The organism is Aphanothece hegewaldii CCALA 016 (assembly GCF_003007785.1).
Classification (GTDB): domain Bacteria; phylum Cyanobacteriota; class Cyanobacteriia; order Cyanobacteriales; family Microcystaceae; genus Chroococcus; species Chroococcus hegewaldii.
In genome coordinates, this window is sequence record NZ_PXOH01000016.1 from 28,000 (window position 1) to 43,218 (window position 15,219).

Sequence of the window (15,219 nt, forward strand, 5' to 3'; positions counted from 1 at the left end):
TGTATCCTCTTGGCAATGACTTCACTCGCTAGTTATTCTGGATAATAGATTGGCTTGCTCACAGGACTTCTCAACTACGAGGATAATGGATAAAAGCTGATGTCATGTCACAAATGACCCGACAAAAGTGTATGTAAATTTTTGTAACGATTGTCTTCAATGCGCTAAACCTGCATGAATTCTGAAGGAACGTTATGAGGAGAGCGAAAAGTGTTTCATGAAAAAACTGTTTTTTTCAGCCCCATTGATTCATTTAATCACTCCTGACTTAAAGGCTCACAAATTAAAAAAGTAAAAGAGGATGGCGACTTGTGCTTTATCTTGCGGAAGTCAAAAAGCAAACTAGAGGATTTATTAGCGGCATCAAAACCGAACTCAAACTCCTAGCTTGTCAACATAATGATCAAAGTTGGAGTGCAGTTCCGGGTGATGAGATGATTGTCTGCGAAGAAACCAACACTTGGGGCGAAGGCTCTCTGGTATTGATTACGCTTGGTCATAACCGTCAGCTTCAAGGTGCACCCGAACAAGCAACACCAGAATTAATTCGTCAATTACAAAAAATTTCTCGTTTGATGGAGAAGGTAAAAGACGAACAAGAAAAAATCGAACAATGGAAACAGTCTCTTACTTACCAAAGTCAAGAACTGACTCGTCGAGAAATGGAAATAGAAGCGAGACTCGAACAAGTTGAGCAGATGGAATCGGAATTTGAGTATCTCGAACGTCAGCGCAAGGAATTAGATGAATCTTGGGATCGTCTGCGAAATGCTCAACAACGTCTCGAAGAAAATCAGTTACAACTCGGTCCTTTAGGGAATCTTCCACCAGAACAAAGCCAGTCTATTCAAGCTTTTATACAACGTTTGACTGATGACCCAAATCGAATTTCTTCTTTAGAAAATTCAGTCCATTTAGCGATCGATTCATTCAAACATCAACAAGCAACTCTAGACGGCTATTGGCAACGTTTAGAGCAACAGAAAAAAAGTTTGCAACAACAACAACAAGAGGCTAAACGTCTTCAAGAAACTGTAGAGTTACGGCAACAAGAACTACAATCAACAAGAGCCTCTATTGAGCAAGCTAAAAATCAAGTTCAAATACAAGAAACGATTTTAAATAGTAAACGGGAATTCCTCGGAAGGTTAAATCTTAATCTTCAAACAATACAAGAAATCAGAGAAACTTTATTAAGTCTAGCAAGAGGTTCCGATGATCCAGAAATTGAGCAGAAAATTGATAGAGATTCTTTAGAAAATATGCCCATTCCTGAACTTGAAGATCTTATTAATAAGCAACAAAAGGATTTAGAAAAATTTGTTCTTTTTGTGAATGATCAAGAAGAAGAATTATCATTTCAATGTCAAACCGTAGACGAACTGTTAGCCAGATTACAAAATGTACATGAATCTGAGCGATGGTCTATTGAAGCTGAATTAGCCGAAGAACAAGAACGAAAAAGAATGCTTGATGAAACCCTATTCGGTCAACGAAGAAATCTTAAGGAACGTCAAGGCATTTTATTACAATATGTTCGGGTTTTGCGACGGCGACGCGGTATGTTTGATACTGAACAAGAAGCGAATAAAATTAATTTAGAACCCGTTGTTATGCAATTGATTGAACAGCAACAAGAAAGACAAGAGGAAAAACAGTCTTTAGAAAGGGAAATTGAACATATACAAAATAATTTACAGCAACTTAAGGAAATGCTTGAACATCAGTGGTCAGAATTTGAGCAAAAATCTCTAGCAGTTGAACAACAACAACAACAATATCAACAAGTCTTATTTGACTTGGCTAAATTTCAATCTCAAGTTGAGTTAGAGCAAGAGGTTTTACAACCTATTCAAGATCAATTAAGTGCGACTCGTCAGTATATAGAATCTTTATCTCATTTGATACATTAGTCTGACGTTTTAAGGATGATCCAGTCGCCTTCAACAGTTGCTTGTGTATTTTTTGGTAATGATGATGTTCTACTTTTTTGGGGGGCTTCGATTAAATTAATAATGGCTTCAATTTGAGAAAAATTTGGCGATTTTAGCATATTTTTTTCTAAAAAAAGCTTGACAATTCTCCTTTTTAGTGCTACATGAATATTTTTGAGTTTGATTCGATTTAACCTTTTCTGTTCAAGCTCAATAATTTCGCTGGCTAAATTTTGAGTTAAAGTCTCTAAAAAATCCGACTCAGCTTGCAAGATTTCGGCCGTTTGCGCTAAAGTTGTTTCGACTTGGGGGTTAAAATGAGTTTTTAGATACGGTAGAACTTCGGTTCTGATGCGATTACGGGCGTATTTCAAATTATGATTAGCTTGATCATCCCATACGGGGAGTTGTAATTGTTGACAGAATTCCTCGGTTTCAGTACGAGAAACATTGAGTAATGGACGAACTAAACTCACAGTTGGACTTAGTTCACGTTTCGCGTTTAAAGCACTTAAACCCTCGACACCCGCACCCCGAATGAGATTATAGAATAATGTTTCGGCGCGATCGCTTTTCGTGTGTCCAGTAGTAATTATATTAAAATCCTGTTCTTGTGCGATTTCTTGTAATGCTTCATATCGCCATTTTCTCGCGGCGGCTTCGGTTTCTTTCAGGTTATTAGCTATTTTTAAATAAAATGGTATTTCCCAGTTTTGGGCAATTTTTCCCACAAAATCAGCAATACCTAAATCCGTTGACCATTGATGGTTGCAATGTCCAACAGCAATTTTAAAATTATATTTTGGCTGTAAATCTACTAATAATTTCAGTAAACAAATCGAATCTTGTCCACCAGAAACAGCAATTAAAATCTTATCTGTTTTGGTAATTAATTTAGTTTGTCTTAAAGTCGTGTGTAATCTAGCGTGCAGATTTGTCCACATTTAAAGAGTAAAGAACATTTTCAACAGATGGAACAATATCACCATCGGGTAAGATCTATCTAGCTTCTAGGATTCTATTTATATTTTACTCTTAGCAACGAATTATGATGAATTTGATCTCGCTTCCTGAAATTCCCGTTTGTGCTTGGAAACGTTTGATCGGCAAAGGATGGGACAAACCCTATAGAGTTCGCTATGCTAGTAATTTAGATGATGGGCCTTGGCATGGTGTACCATTAGGTGGCTTTGGTGCAGGATGTATCGGACGATCGCCTAAAGGTGATTTTAACCTATGGCATCTTGATGGGGGTGAACATATTTTCCAAAGTTTACCCGCGTGTCAGTTTAGTATTTTTGAACAACCAGAAGACGGGGAAGCACAAGCATACGCACTCTGTACCGAACCTCCAGAAGATGGTACATTATCTCGTTGGTCGTGGTACGAAAAAGAAAAAGGGACATACTCCGCACTTTATCCCCGCAGTTGGTACGCATACGAAGGAATTTTTCAAACTCAGTTAATTTGTGAGCAATATTCCCCGATTTGGGCAGGAAATTACCAAGAAAGTAGCTATCCTGTGGCAGTTTTTGAATGGACAGCCCATAACCCCACCGATAAACCAATTACACTGAGTATCATGCTAACTTGGCAAAATATAGTAGGTTGGTTTACAAATGCCGTGAAATCTCCCAAAGTCAAAGTTAGAGACGATGGTAGTCCCGTTTATGAATACCAAGCGCGTTGGGGTGATAGTAAAGGAAATTTTAATCAGTGGATAGAAGATAATTTTCGCGTCGGATGTTTGATGAACCGTCTACAACCCAATGATACCCCGACTGAAGGAGACGGACAAATCTGCATTGCTAGTTTAAGTAATCCTACTCTAGATGTGTTTCATCTGGGTAAATGGAATCCTAATAGCGATGGTTCCGAAATTTGGGACTATTTCGCCATGAATGGTTCATTACCCGATAAGCAAGATGAAACCCCCGCAAAAGAAGGCGAACAAATTGCAACAGCGATCGCAATTCGGTTTACTATTAGACCAGGAAAAACTCGCAAGATTCCGTTTATTTTGGCTTGGGATTTACCCGTTACTGAATTTGCTCAAGGAATTAACTATTATCGTCGTTATACTGATTTTTTTGGCAGAAATGGACAGAATGCGTGGTCAATTGTCAGAACAGCCTTAAAACATAGTGACACATGGCGAGAGATGATTCAACAATGGCAGTTACCGATACTGAAACGTTCTGATTTACCCGACTGGTTTAAGATGGCGTTGTTCAATGAATTGTATTTACTTACCGATGGGGGTACACTTTGGACAGCCGCAACCGAAGATGATCCCGTCGGACAGTTTGGTGTTCTAGAATGTATCGATTACCGTTGGTATGAAAGTCTAGACGTAAGATTATACGGTTCATTTGGTTTATTAATGTTATGGCCGAGATTAGATAAAAGTATTTTGACTGCTTTTGCTCGTGCGATCCCAACAAGTGATGATACACCGAGAATTATTGGCTATAATCAAGCTGCAGCCATCCGTAAAGCTAAAGGTGCAACCCCACACGATTTAGGCGCACCTAATGAGCATCCTTGGGTACAAACGAACTATACCAGTTACCAAGATTGTAATTTATGGAAAGATTTAGGTAGCGATTTTGTTTTACAAGTGTATAGAGATTTTGTTTTAACTGGTGCAAAAGATCAAGATTTCTTATGGGAATGTTGGCCGGCAATTGTTGAAACAATGGCTTATTTAAAAACTTTTGATTTAAATAATGATGGAATTCCTGAAAATTCGGGCGCACCGGATCAAACTTTTGATGATTGGCAGTTAAAAGGAATTAGTGCATATTGTGGAGGTCTTTGGATAGCCGCATTAGAAGCAGCGCTCAAAATCGGTAATATTTTGTTATTACGTCCGCCAATGAATCCACAATTACAAGTAGCAGATTATCCGAAAAGTATTGAATCAACCATTAATATTTATCGTACTTGGTTAGAACAATCTCGCGCTATTTATCATCAAACACTTTGGAATGGTGAATATTATCGTTTAGATAGTGAAAGTGGTTCAGATGTGGTAATGACGGATCAACTTTGTGGTCAATTTTATGCAAGATTATTAGACTTACCCGATGTTGTAGAATTTCAGTATGCTGAGTCGGCTTTAAAGAAAGTGTATGAGGCTTGTTTTTTAAAGTTTTTTGATGGTAAATTTGGGGCAGCAAATGGCTTAAAACCCGATGGGACTCCAGAAAATCCTAATGCTACGCACCCGTTGGAAGTTTGGACAGGAATTAATTACGGTTTAGCTGCTTTTTTATTACAAATGGGGATGAAGAAAGAAGCTTTTAGATTAACTGAAGCGGTGGTTAATCAAGTGTATGAAAATGGCTTACAGTTTCGTACTCCTGAAGCAATTACCGCAGTTGGAACCTTTCGCGCAAGTCATTATTTAAGAGCGATGGCAATTTGGGGAATATATGGTGTTTTAACGGGGTTTAAAGAGCTACAATAATAAATTAGGAGGGATAAAAGTATGATTGCTGTTACTCGTAGACTGTTCACGTTAGAAGAATATGAGCATTTAGGTGAAATTGGATTTTTTCATCCTGAAGAACGGATTGAGTTAATTCGAGGAGAATTGGTTAAAATGGCATCAAAAGGCAGGATACATTCGGTTTGTAATACATTGTTGGTTGAGAAATTTTATAAATTAATTTCTGGTCAAGCTATTATTAGAGTACAAGACCCAATTATTATTCTTCCTAATAGCGCACCTGAACCAGATATCGTCATTGCTCGTCTAAAAGAAGATAAATATTTATCGTCTCATCCTTTGCCTGAAGATATTTTATTATTGATTGAAGTCTCTGACTCTACATTAAAATCTGATCAAACTTTTAAATTAGATTTATATGCTGAAGCTGGAATATCTAATTACTGGATTTTTAATTTAGTCGATAATCATTTAGAGGTTTATACAGAACCTTATCAAGAAAATAAAAATAAGTTTAATTATCGTTCAAAGCGTATTTATTTACCGAATGAACAAATAGAAATACCTGAATTTAATAATCTATTTTTAGATTTATCATCTGTTTTCTCTGCTTTAATATGACTACTATTACTCTCACACTTAAACCACTTATTCAACTGACAGAACATCAATTTTATCAACTTTGTTTAGCGAATCCTGAGACAAAATTAGAATTAAATTCAAAGGGAGAATTAGTAATAATGCCACCAACTGGAGGAACATCAGGAAATCGAAATATAAAATTATCTACACGCTTAGAAAATTGGACAGAAACAAATCAAAATGGTATTGCTTTTGATTCAAGTACGATGTTTCGACTGCTTAATGGTGCGTTACGTTCTCCTGATGCAGCATGGATATCTCTAGAAAGATGGAATAGTTTATCGACTGAAGAACAAGAAGAATTTCCGCCAATTTGTCCTGATTTTGTGGTTGAATTACGTTCCGCTTCCGATAGTCTAAAATCATTACAAGAAAAGATGCAAGAATACATAGAAAATGGAACTCGTTTAGGGTGGTTAATTAACCTCTTCCCCGTCCCCTCTCCACCTCACCCTAGCCCTCTCCTGTGAGGAGAGGGAACTATAAGGAAGACTTTTTATATGTTAGAGGGGTGCCGAAGGCGGGGTGAGGTAGAAATTTATCGGCAAGGGAAAGAAAAAGAAGTTTTACATCAACCTAGTCAATTATCGGGTGAAGATGTTTTACTAGGATTTATTTTAGAATTAAAAGGAATATTTTAGAAAATTAGTTATAAATTGGCTAAAAAAACTTATAATAAAATTTGTTATAAAAGCTAGAGATGAATTATAAAATAGATGACTCTTACAATTACTATTGAACCAAATCATCTGTATAATCTTGATTTATCACCCGTGACGACGGTTATTAATAAGTTAACTCAAGAAAAGGCTATATTATCTGCTGAACAAAAAATACAGTTTAATATTATTTATCCGCGTGAGGAGACAGATATTAGAGAATTATCGGAAATTCCAGAGGTTAGATTGTGGTTTATTCGTTTAGATTCGGTTTATCCTTGGCTACCATTTTTTTTAGACTGGAAGGAAGGAGAATTAGGACGTTATACGGCTATGTTAGTACCTCATCAATTTCATCGGACTGAAGGAATACGCTACAATCCTGAATCGTTAGAAATTTTTGTTATGCAAAAAATATTTGTGTTAAATGATTGGTTAAAAACAGAAGGAATATCTAGCCAATTTCGCTTAAAATCAATGGCGCAAATGTTGGGTTATGAGATAGAAGATGAGTTTTTTGAGATGTTTAATTAGTTAATAATAATGCAAAAAAAAGAAATTTTAGCTAAACCTTTTCTTAAGTGGGCTGGTGGAAAAGGTCAAATTTTATCTCAAATTATTCACTTTTTACCGCAAGAAATAGAAGAAAAAAAAATTAATAAATATGTTGAACCTTTTGTCGGAAGTGGTGCTTGTTTTATTTATTTAGCTCAAGTTTATCAATTTGAAGAAATTATTATTTGTGATATTAATGAAGAACTAATATTAGCTTATTTAACTATCCAAAAAGCAGTAGAAACATTAATTGAGTATTTATCAGAAATGCAAGTTAAATATTTAGCTTTATCTCTAGAAAAGAGACAAAAGTTTTTTTTTGATGTTAGAGATAGTTATAATTTACAAAAAAAACACACTAATTTTCTTGTTTTTAGTGAGGAATGGATTGAAAGAACTGCTCAACTTATTTTTTTAAATAAAACTTGTTTTAATGGTTTATTTCGGGTTAATTCAAAAGGACATTTTAATGTACCTGTCGGGAAATATAAAAACCCTTTAATTTGTCATGGCGAAAATTTAAAAGCTATTTCTCAACTTTTACAAAATACAAAAATTTATCAAGGTAACTATTCTCAGTGTGAAAAATGGGTTGATTCTCAAACATTTGTTTACTTCGATCCTCCCTATCGTCCTATTAGCAAAACGTCTAATTTTAACTCTTATTCCCAAGATAATTTTAGTGATACAGAACAATTAAAATTAAGAGATTTTTATCATTTATTAAATAGACAAAAAGCTAAATTAATGTTAAGTAATTCCGATCCAAAAAATAAAAATCCTGATGATCATTTTTTTGAAAATGCTTATCAGGGTTATCGAATAGAACGGGTTAAAGCGAATCGAATGATTAATAGTAACGCACAAAAACGCGGTCAGATTAACGAATTATTGATTATGAATTATTGAAGATTACACTTTAATAAACGTGTAAAACAAAAACAGACCATTTTTAGTCCATAGGGAGATTTCCACCAAATAGCAGGAAATAAGCCAACAGGTGCATTTAAGCTAAAATCTAATTGGTCGTAATTTGTATCATTAATCCATTCTCCATCGTTTCGCCAGCCAACTTGTTCGCCAAATTCTCGAAGAACATTAACATCTTGTGCCATCAAAGTTTCAATTGTTCCGCCAATACTTTGATAAATAGCCAATTGTTGACTAAAACCAAATTTATCTTTACTGTAAGTTTTCCAAAGACGATCGATTACAGTCAAAACATTGCAGGGAAAATCTATCATATCATTTGGTGTAAAAGTTTCCCGATCTTTATTAGCGACCGTCAGAATAATATTAGAAGTTTCCGTATCAGCTTCTTGAAAATTTCCCTCTTTGAGAAATTCCTGTAATTGATTATAGCGATCGATATCCGTAACCAACATCAATTTATCTTCAATATATCCCAGACGCGCTGAAATAGAGCGAAGTTGTTCAGAAATTTCTAACAGTTGATTTTGTGCATCCATAATTTTTTTTAGTGTAAAAAGTGACGAATACCAGTCAAAACCATCACCAAACCTAACTCATTAGCAGCTTTAATAGAATCTTTATCTTTTAAAGAGCCTCCTGGCTGAATAATAGCACCAATTCCGGCTGCTGCTGCGGTCTTTACGGAATCATCGAAAGGAAAAAAGCCATCACTCGCTAAATAACCGCCATTTGCCGCATCTTTAGCCTGTAAGAGCGCAATTTTAACCGATCCGACTCGATTCATTTGACCTGCACCCACACCTAATGTGGTTTTATTTTTAGTAATGACAATAGCATTAGATTTAACGTGTTTAGCAATTTTCCAAGCAAAAGTTAATTCTTCTAATTCTTCAGAAGTCGGCTGTTTTTCCGTAACAATTTGCCATGTATTAGGATCATCGCTAAAATCATCGGATGCTTGAACTAAAAAACCTCCTGCAATGACTTTAACCGTTTGTTTTGGCCCACTAATGAGATCGCTTAAAACTAAAACTCGTAGGTTAGACTTAGCTTTAAAAATAGTTTCAGCATCAGGATCACAACTTGGGGCGACAATACATTCTAGAAAAGTTTTGCTTAAAGCGATCGCGGTGGCTGCATCAATGGGCTGATTAAGAGCTACAATACCTCCAAATGCAGAAATCGGATCAGCATTAAAAGCGCGTTCGTAAGCTTCGGCTAAAGTCGTTCCTAACGCTGCACCACAAGGGTTAGTATGCTTTAAAATCGCTGCTGCCGGTTCTTTGGGGTCAAATTCGGCAATAATGCGACGGGCTGCTTCTAAGTCTACTAAATTATTGTAGCTGAGTTCCTTGCCCTGTAGTTTAGTCGCGCCAGCCCAGCCACTCGCACTTGTTCCCGTTTGATACCAAGTCGCCTGTTGATGAGGGTTTTCACCATAACGCAAAGATTGTACCTCGGTTCCGGCAAGACTAAAACGAGTGGGTAGAACATCATCTGAGTTGGGGGAAAGACTGGCAAAATAGGAGGCTATAGCTTGATCATAAGCATTGGTTAAAGCAAAGGTTTCGCCCGCCATTTTTTGACGAAAAGTTAGTGACGCTTCTCCGTTATTTTGCCGTAATTCTTCTAAGTAGGTATTGTAGTATTTTGGGTTACAAAGGACGGTGAGATGTGCGAAATTTTTAGCCGATGCGCGTAACATTGCCGGACCACCAATGTCGATTTGTTCAATGGCTTGGGCTACAGTGATATTAGGATCAGCGATCGTTTCTTCAAAGGGATAAAGATTAACAACAACGAGATCAAAAGGTCGGATCTGATTATTTTCGAGATCGGTAATATCTTGGGGAACATCAGGGCGTGCTAAAATTCCGCCATGAATACGAGGATGGAGGGTTTTCACGCGTCCTCCTAAAATTTCTGGTGAACCTGTATAGTCACTAACTTTAATGACGGGAATGTTTGCAGCTTGTAGGGTTTTGACCGTTCCACCACTACTGATGATCTCGAAGTTGAATTCTTTAACCAACGAATAAGCAAATTCAATTAATCCTGTTTTGTCTGTAACGCTCAGTAGTGCTAACCGTGCCATGTTTTAACCTTAATATACTAAAATAATTCGATTTTTCTCTCTCAATTATTTTATTGTACAGAAACCTGCCATCATGACTTTTCTCGACTTCCGATTCCGAGCGAATACCTCTACAATGAAAGTGAGGCAACAGAGGTGAAGAGATGTCCAATAAAAGTAATGGCGGTTTATTATTTGCAGGACTGGTTGTTGGCGGAGTCTTGGGGACAGTTACAGGACTTCTCATTGCCCCAAGGTCTGGACAGGAAACAAGACGCATTTTAAAAAAATCGGCCGAAGCTTTGCCAGAATTAGCCGAAGATTTATCGAGTACTATACAATTACAGGCTGATCGTTTGTCAGACACAGCCAAGCGAAATTGGGATGACACTTTAGAAAGATTGAAAGAGGCGATCGCTGCTGGCATCGAAGCGAGTCAAGTCAGTCATTCCATGCAACAAACCCGTGATCCCAATGCCGAATTAACCCCAGTAGATCAACACCTTCCAAGATAATTAGCGTGACTGAACCGATTTTTTGGCTTTCTCTTTCTTTACTTTTAGTCGCCGTTAGTTTAACGGCAGTTCTGATCGCGGCGATCCCTGCCCTGCAAGAACTCGCAAGGGCTGCTAGAAGTGCTGAAAAACTCTTTGATACCTTACGTCGAGAATTTCCCCCTACTTTAGAAGCAATTCGTCTAACAGGGCTAGAAATTAGTGAATTAACCGATGATCTTAATGAAGGGATCAAAAGTGCTTCGGGTGTCGTTAGACAAGTTGATCAAAGTATGGGAAGTGCAAAAGATGGGTTAGGAAAAGTTCAGCGCGGGACTCAAGGCGTTGTTTCTGGAGTCAAAGCTGCTTGGGCTACTTGGCAGCGTTATCCCTCACAACGTCTTAATTCTAATTCATACAATCATTCCAAGCCACCAGATTATTAGAAGCGACGGTTGATAGAAAACGAGAAGTGAGGGTTTAGTTATGAAACCCTCGATCAGCATCAAATTATCTATAAATTTTTCTGATGTATTAGCCAAGACTGTCGTGTAACCTTAAAATAAAGTAAATAAGTGTAAAGATACTTATACCGTTTTAATAATTCTTAGTTTTATAGAGCAGAGTACCATGCAGCATCGTTGGAATCAGCGAATTTTTCTCCCTTTTATTATATGTCTGCTTACCCTATCGACTTGGATGTTTAGCCCAAGAGAAGCTATGGCGGTGAATAATCCTGAGTTACTGCCCACAGAAGCCACTCCAGTCGTTGATTTAGCTAATTATCTTCCAAAACAGCAAGAAGAAGCTTTAATCAAAGATATTGAAAACTTTGAAACCGAAACGGGTTGGAAATTAAGAGTTTTAACCCAATACGATCGCAGCCCTGGACGCGCTGTAATTAATTTTTGGGGTTTGGATGACAAAAGTATTCTTTTAGTCGCAGATGGCAGAGGGGGCAACCTACTCGCTTTTAGTATTGGCGATGCTGTTTATGAGTTACTCCCCCGCACATTTTGGATCGAAATGCAAGCCCGTTTCGGAAATATGTACTTTATTCGAGATAATGGTGAAAATAAAGCAATTTCTCAAGCATTAGATACGGTAAAAACTTGTTTAGTTCAAGGTGGTTGTAGCGTCGTTCCAGGTTTACCTCAAGAACAGTGGATTTTAACTCTAGTGACTTCGATCGCTGGTGGTTTAGTCTTCGGTTTTGCGGGTATTCCTCGCAAAGAGGGTCAAGTTTTCGCTTGGCAATGGGCTTTAATTATGTCGCCTTTGTGGTTTATTTTGTTTGTAGCCTTCGGTATTGGCCCAGTTATTACCCGGACCTCAGAATGGTTGCCACTGGTGCGTAATATCGGAGGTTTTGGCCTCGGTGCGCTAGTTGCTTTTCTAACGCCATATTTTAATCAACCGACTCCCTCTAAAACTTAAAACAAGTTGTTTGGTGAATGTTAAGAAAACTAGAGCCGAATCACCGTTGGATTTGACTAGACAGTGATTAGGCTTCTAGAATCGAGGTAATAAAGGACAAAGATTTAAGTTGCGCGAATCATGCTGAGTGGCTAGTCTTGCGCTTTCTGATTAGTAATAATGAACTACCCGCTAAGGCCAATCCCATCAGGTTTCCAGGTTCGGGGACGGCTGTAATCTGACCGCGAATCTCACCACTAGGAATTGCTGCAGTATGAATGTTAAAATAGAGTTTACCTTGTTGTAACTGTTGGGCTAAAGCATCGGTTAGAGGAGCGCTCGGATCATCGAATCGCCAATCTCCGATAATCGTTCCTGAAGTACTACCCGCAATTGGCGCAGTATCAGCACCATCGAGATGATGAACAACAGGGCCATTAGAGCCGAAGGGAGCGTTATGAATGTGGGCATACGGTGAGGCTATAGGACTGGATAAACCAGAGTATGTTAATTCATAGTCGAGAACCCAACTTCCAGGACTTCCAGTAAGCTCAAGTGTTGCAAAACCCGATCCTGGCGACATCACTGGTGGGACTTCTTGCGAACCCGTTAAGTTAGACTGAAAAGTAGCAGCAGTTGCAGGCAAAGGCGCGATCGCAACCACTGAGGTTAAAGCCGCACCTAAAATAGGTATTGTCCAAAGTTGTCTCATATAATTTTTTTTGTTGGTATAAACTTATAACGCCAACATTACCTTTACGGAAGTCTTAGCATAATGGATTTATTTAACTAGATACTTTTCATATTTCTTTACAATATGGGGTAGGGGTTTGGCTTCCTTCGATAAAAACGAAATCAGCTTTAAACGTAATAGTATATAAACAAATTAAAACAAAACTTTTTAACAATTTATGGAATGGCATATTACCGATGTTCAAAATCTAGCCGTGATTGATCAAGAAATTGAAAATAATGAGCTATCACCTGCTATGACTGAAATTGTGCGCCGTATTATCTTAGAAACGGCTGACTTTGAATATCAAAATTTAATGCAATTTTCGGAACGCGCTTTAAATGATGGGGCAGCAGCTTTAGCCGCACGAAGTACAATTATTGTGGATACTCTTATGGTACACGTTGGCATCGCCTCTAACTTACAACAGACTTTTGCAAATCCCGTTTATTGCGCCACCGAAACCATTACCCGGCCTCAAAAAGATAAAACAAAAGCCGAATGGGGTATCCAAACCTTAGCGAGACGCTATCCTGAAGCGATTTTTGTTATTGGACAATCTTTAAGCACTCTCACCGCATTAGTCGAATTAATCGAAGAACAAGAAGTTAAACCCGCTTTAGTTATCAGTACACCTACCGCATTTATCGAGGCTGATATCGCTAAAGAACGTCTTAAAGATGCTGATGTTCCCTATATTGCTATTAGTGGACGCAAAGGGGGCGCAATGGTCGCCGTTGCTATAGTAAATGCTTTAGTCGATTTAACTTGGCAAGCTTACGGACAAAATCCAAATGCTCAAGGGTAAAAAACCTGAGTCCATCGTGAAATGAATTTCACGGCTCACAGCCAAAGTCGGTTAAAACCGTCTACTTTTAAGAAGTATAGTCCGTTTTAACGGACTTTAGCTATGAGACAGGGATTAAAATCCCTGACTGACTGTTTAAACCTGTGCGGTTTCTTTCTCTTTTGATGCGAGGAATTTTTCTAACTCCGTCAACGCATCTGCATCTACTTTCGTTTGCATTGGACAGAATTTTGGCCCACACATGGAACAGAATTCCGCAGTTTTATAGATATCTGCGGGTAAGGTTTCATCATGATATTCTTTAGCGCGTTCGGGGTCTAAAGATAACTCAAATTGACGATTCCAATCGAAATTATAACGAGCGTGGGACAGTTCATCATCTCTGTCTCTTGCATTTGGACGATGACGGGCGATATCAGCCGCATGAGCCGCAATTTTATAGGCAATTAAGCCATTACGGACATCTTCAGCATTCGGTAAGCCTAGATGTTCTTTGGGTGTTACATAACATAACATTGCTGCACCACTCCAACCCGCGATCGCTGCCCCAATTGCTGAGGTAATATGATCGTATCCTGGTGCAATATCCGTCACCAAGGGGCCAAGCACATAGAAAGGAGCCTCGTCACATTCTTCCATTTGTTTCTTGACATTAAAGTCAATTTGATCCATAGGAACATGACCAGGGCCTTCAACCATTACTTGTACATCGTGTTCCCAAGCGCGGCGTGTCAGTTGGCCAAGGGTTTTCAGTTCGGCGAGTTGCGCTTCATCGGTAGCATCATGGGTACAACCGGGGCGCAATGAATCACCTAAACTAAAAGAAACGTCATATTTCTTAAAGATTTCGATAATTTGGTCAAAGTGTGTATAGAGGGGATTTTGTTTGTGGTGATGCAACATCCATTTAGCCAAAATCCCACCACCGCGAGAGACAATACCTGTAATCCGATTTCTGACTAGGGGTAAATGTTCGATTAATATTCCTGCATGAATCGTCATATAGTCTACGCCCTGTTGAGCGTGTTTTTCGATAACATGAAGAAAATCATCGGGGGTAAGTTTTTCTACATTACCATGCACACTTTCTAACGCTTGGTAAATGGGAACCGTACCGATAGGCACACTAGACGCATTAATAATCGCTGTGCGAATTTCATCTAAGTTACCCCCACCTGTCGATAAATCCATCACGGTATCTGCACCGTATTTAATCGATAGATGAAGTTTATCGATTTCTTCTTGCATATTAGAAGAATTGGGCGATGCTCCCAGATTAGCATTAACCTTACACTTAGATGCAATCCCAATACACATCGGTTCTAGATTAACATGATTGATATTTGCAGGAATAATCAGTCTTCCCCGCGCAATTTCTGCTTTAATCAAATCTACTGGAAGATTTTCGCGTTTGGCGACGTATTCCATTTCCTCGGTGATGATTCCTTGTCGTGCGTAGTGCATTTGCGATACATTGTCTTGACCACGCCGTTGAGCAATCCATTGAGATCTCATAT

The 15,219-nt window shown here is 38.2% G+C and carries 14 protein-coding genes and 1 pseudogene; 10 read left to right on the forward strand and 5 right to left on the reverse strand.

From position 1 onward, the window contains the following. The first annotated feature begins 311 nt into the window (after positions 1 to 311). Positions 312 to 1,913 (forward strand): pilus motility taxis protein HmpF, encoded by a 1,602-nt coding sequence (gene hmpF, locus C7H19_RS14675; RefSeq protein WP_106457635.1) that lies wholly within the window; start codon positions 312 to 314, stop codon positions 1,911 to 1,913. Here the strand turns inward: hmpF and tilS are convergent. Continuing rightward, entirely contained in the window at positions 1,910 to 2,878 is a 969-nt protein-coding gene (tilS, locus tag C7H19_RS14680; RefSeq protein WP_106457636.1) for a tRNA lysidine(34) synthetase TilS, read from the reverse strand. The two genes, hmpF and tilS, sit on opposite strands and share 4 nt — an antisense overlap. Positions 2,879 to 2,982: 104 nt before the next feature. Here tilS and C7H19_RS14685 point away from each other — a divergent pair, with 104 nt between their 5' ends. From C7H19_RS14685 to C7H19_RS14705, 5 genes and pseudogenes are all read left to right on the forward strand, one after another. After that, complete coding sequence (locus tag C7H19_RS14685) at positions 2,983 to 5,406, forward strand: GH116 family glycosyl hydrolase (RefSeq protein WP_106457637.1); 2,424 nt, start codon at positions 2,983 to 2,985, stop codon at positions 5,404 to 5,406. Between the two features lie 21 nt (positions 5,407 to 5,427). Further along, the gene (locus C7H19_RS14690; protein ID WP_106457638.1) at positions 5,428 to 6,009 is read left to right on the forward strand and encodes a Uma2 family endonuclease; all 582 of its coding nucleotides are present in this window, start codon (positions 5,428 to 5,430) and stop codon (positions 6,007 to 6,009) included. After that, a pseudogene (locus C7H19_RS14695) lies at positions 6,006 to 6,671 on the forward strand (Uma2 family endonuclease). The gene C7H19_RS14690 and the pseudogene C7H19_RS14695 overlap by 4 nt, the downstream one beginning before the upstream one ends. Positions 6,672 to 6,746: 75 nt before the next feature. Further along, positions 6,747 to 7,223 (forward strand): CRR6 family NdhI maturation factor, encoded by a 477-nt coding sequence (locus C7H19_RS14700; protein ID WP_106457640.1) that lies wholly within the window; start codon positions 6,747 to 6,749, stop codon positions 7,221 to 7,223. A gap of 9 nt (positions 7,224 to 7,232) precedes the next feature. Further along, the gene (locus C7H19_RS14705; RefSeq protein ID WP_106457641.1) at positions 7,233 to 8,153 is read left to right on the forward strand and encodes a DNA adenine methylase; all 921 of its coding nucleotides are present in this window, start codon (positions 7,233 to 7,235) and stop codon (positions 8,151 to 8,153) included. Here the strand turns inward: C7H19_RS14705 and C7H19_RS14710 are convergent. Both C7H19_RS14710 and purH read right to left on the reverse strand, forming a co-directional pair. Further along, positions 8,147 to 8,713, reverse strand: coding sequence for a GUN4 domain-containing protein (locus C7H19_RS14710; protein ID WP_106457642.1), 567 nt, complete (start codon positions 8,711 to 8,713; stop codon positions 8,147 to 8,149). The two genes, C7H19_RS14705 and C7H19_RS14710, sit on opposite strands and share 7 nt — an antisense overlap. A gap of 8 nt (positions 8,714 to 8,721) precedes the next feature. Beyond that, positions 8,722 to 10,272, reverse strand: coding sequence for a bifunctional phosphoribosylaminoimidazolecarboxamide formyltransferase/IMP cyclohydrolase (gene purH / locus C7H19_RS14715; RefSeq protein ID WP_106457643.1), 1,551 nt, complete (start codon positions 10,270 to 10,272; stop codon positions 8,722 to 8,724). Between the two features lie 143 nt (positions 10,273 to 10,415). Between purH and C7H19_RS14720 the strand changes: the two genes are divergently transcribed. The 3 genes from C7H19_RS14720 (at position 10,416) to C7H19_RS14730 (ending at position 12,182) form a co-directional block, all read left to right on the forward strand. After that, positions 10,416 to 10,766 (forward strand): YtxH domain-containing protein, encoded by a 351-nt coding sequence (locus tag C7H19_RS14720; RefSeq protein WP_106457644.1) that lies wholly within the window; start codon positions 10,416 to 10,418, stop codon positions 10,764 to 10,766. Between the two features lie 5 nt (positions 10,767 to 10,771). Continuing rightward, positions 10,772 to 11,191 (forward strand): hypothetical protein, encoded by a 420-nt coding sequence (locus C7H19_RS14725; RefSeq protein ID WP_106457645.1) that lies wholly within the window; start codon positions 10,772 to 10,774, stop codon positions 11,189 to 11,191. 184 nt (positions 11,192 to 11,375) lie between these two features. After that, positions 11,376 to 12,182, forward strand: a complete 807-nt coding sequence (locus C7H19_RS14730) for a TPM domain-containing protein (protein ID WP_106457646.1) — start codon at positions 11,376 to 11,378, stop codon at positions 12,180 to 12,182. 118 nt (positions 12,183 to 12,300) lie between these two features. Here C7H19_RS14730 and C7H19_RS14735 read toward each other — a convergent pair whose 3' ends face one another. Then, entirely contained in the window at positions 12,301 to 12,873 is a 573-nt protein-coding gene (locus C7H19_RS14735) for a CHRD domain-containing protein (protein ID WP_106457647.1), read from the reverse strand. A gap of 199 nt (positions 12,874 to 13,072) precedes the next feature. Here C7H19_RS14735 and C7H19_RS14740 point away from each other — a divergent pair, with 199 nt between their 5' ends. Continuing rightward, the gene (locus C7H19_RS14740; protein ID WP_106457648.1) at positions 13,073 to 13,702 is read left to right on the forward strand and encodes a precorrin-8X methylmutase; all 630 of its coding nucleotides are present in this window, start codon (positions 13,073 to 13,075) and stop codon (positions 13,700 to 13,702) included. A 135-nt stretch (positions 13,703 to 13,837) separates the two neighbouring features. On the opposite strand, the gene thiC is transcribed toward C7H19_RS14740, so the two are convergent. Further along, positions 13,838 to 15,217 (reverse strand): phosphomethylpyrimidine synthase, encoded by a 1,380-nt coding sequence (gene thiC / locus C7H19_RS14745; protein WP_106457649.1) that lies wholly within the window; start codon positions 15,215 to 15,217, stop codon positions 13,838 to 13,840. Positions 15,218 to 15,219 lie beyond the last annotated feature (2 nt).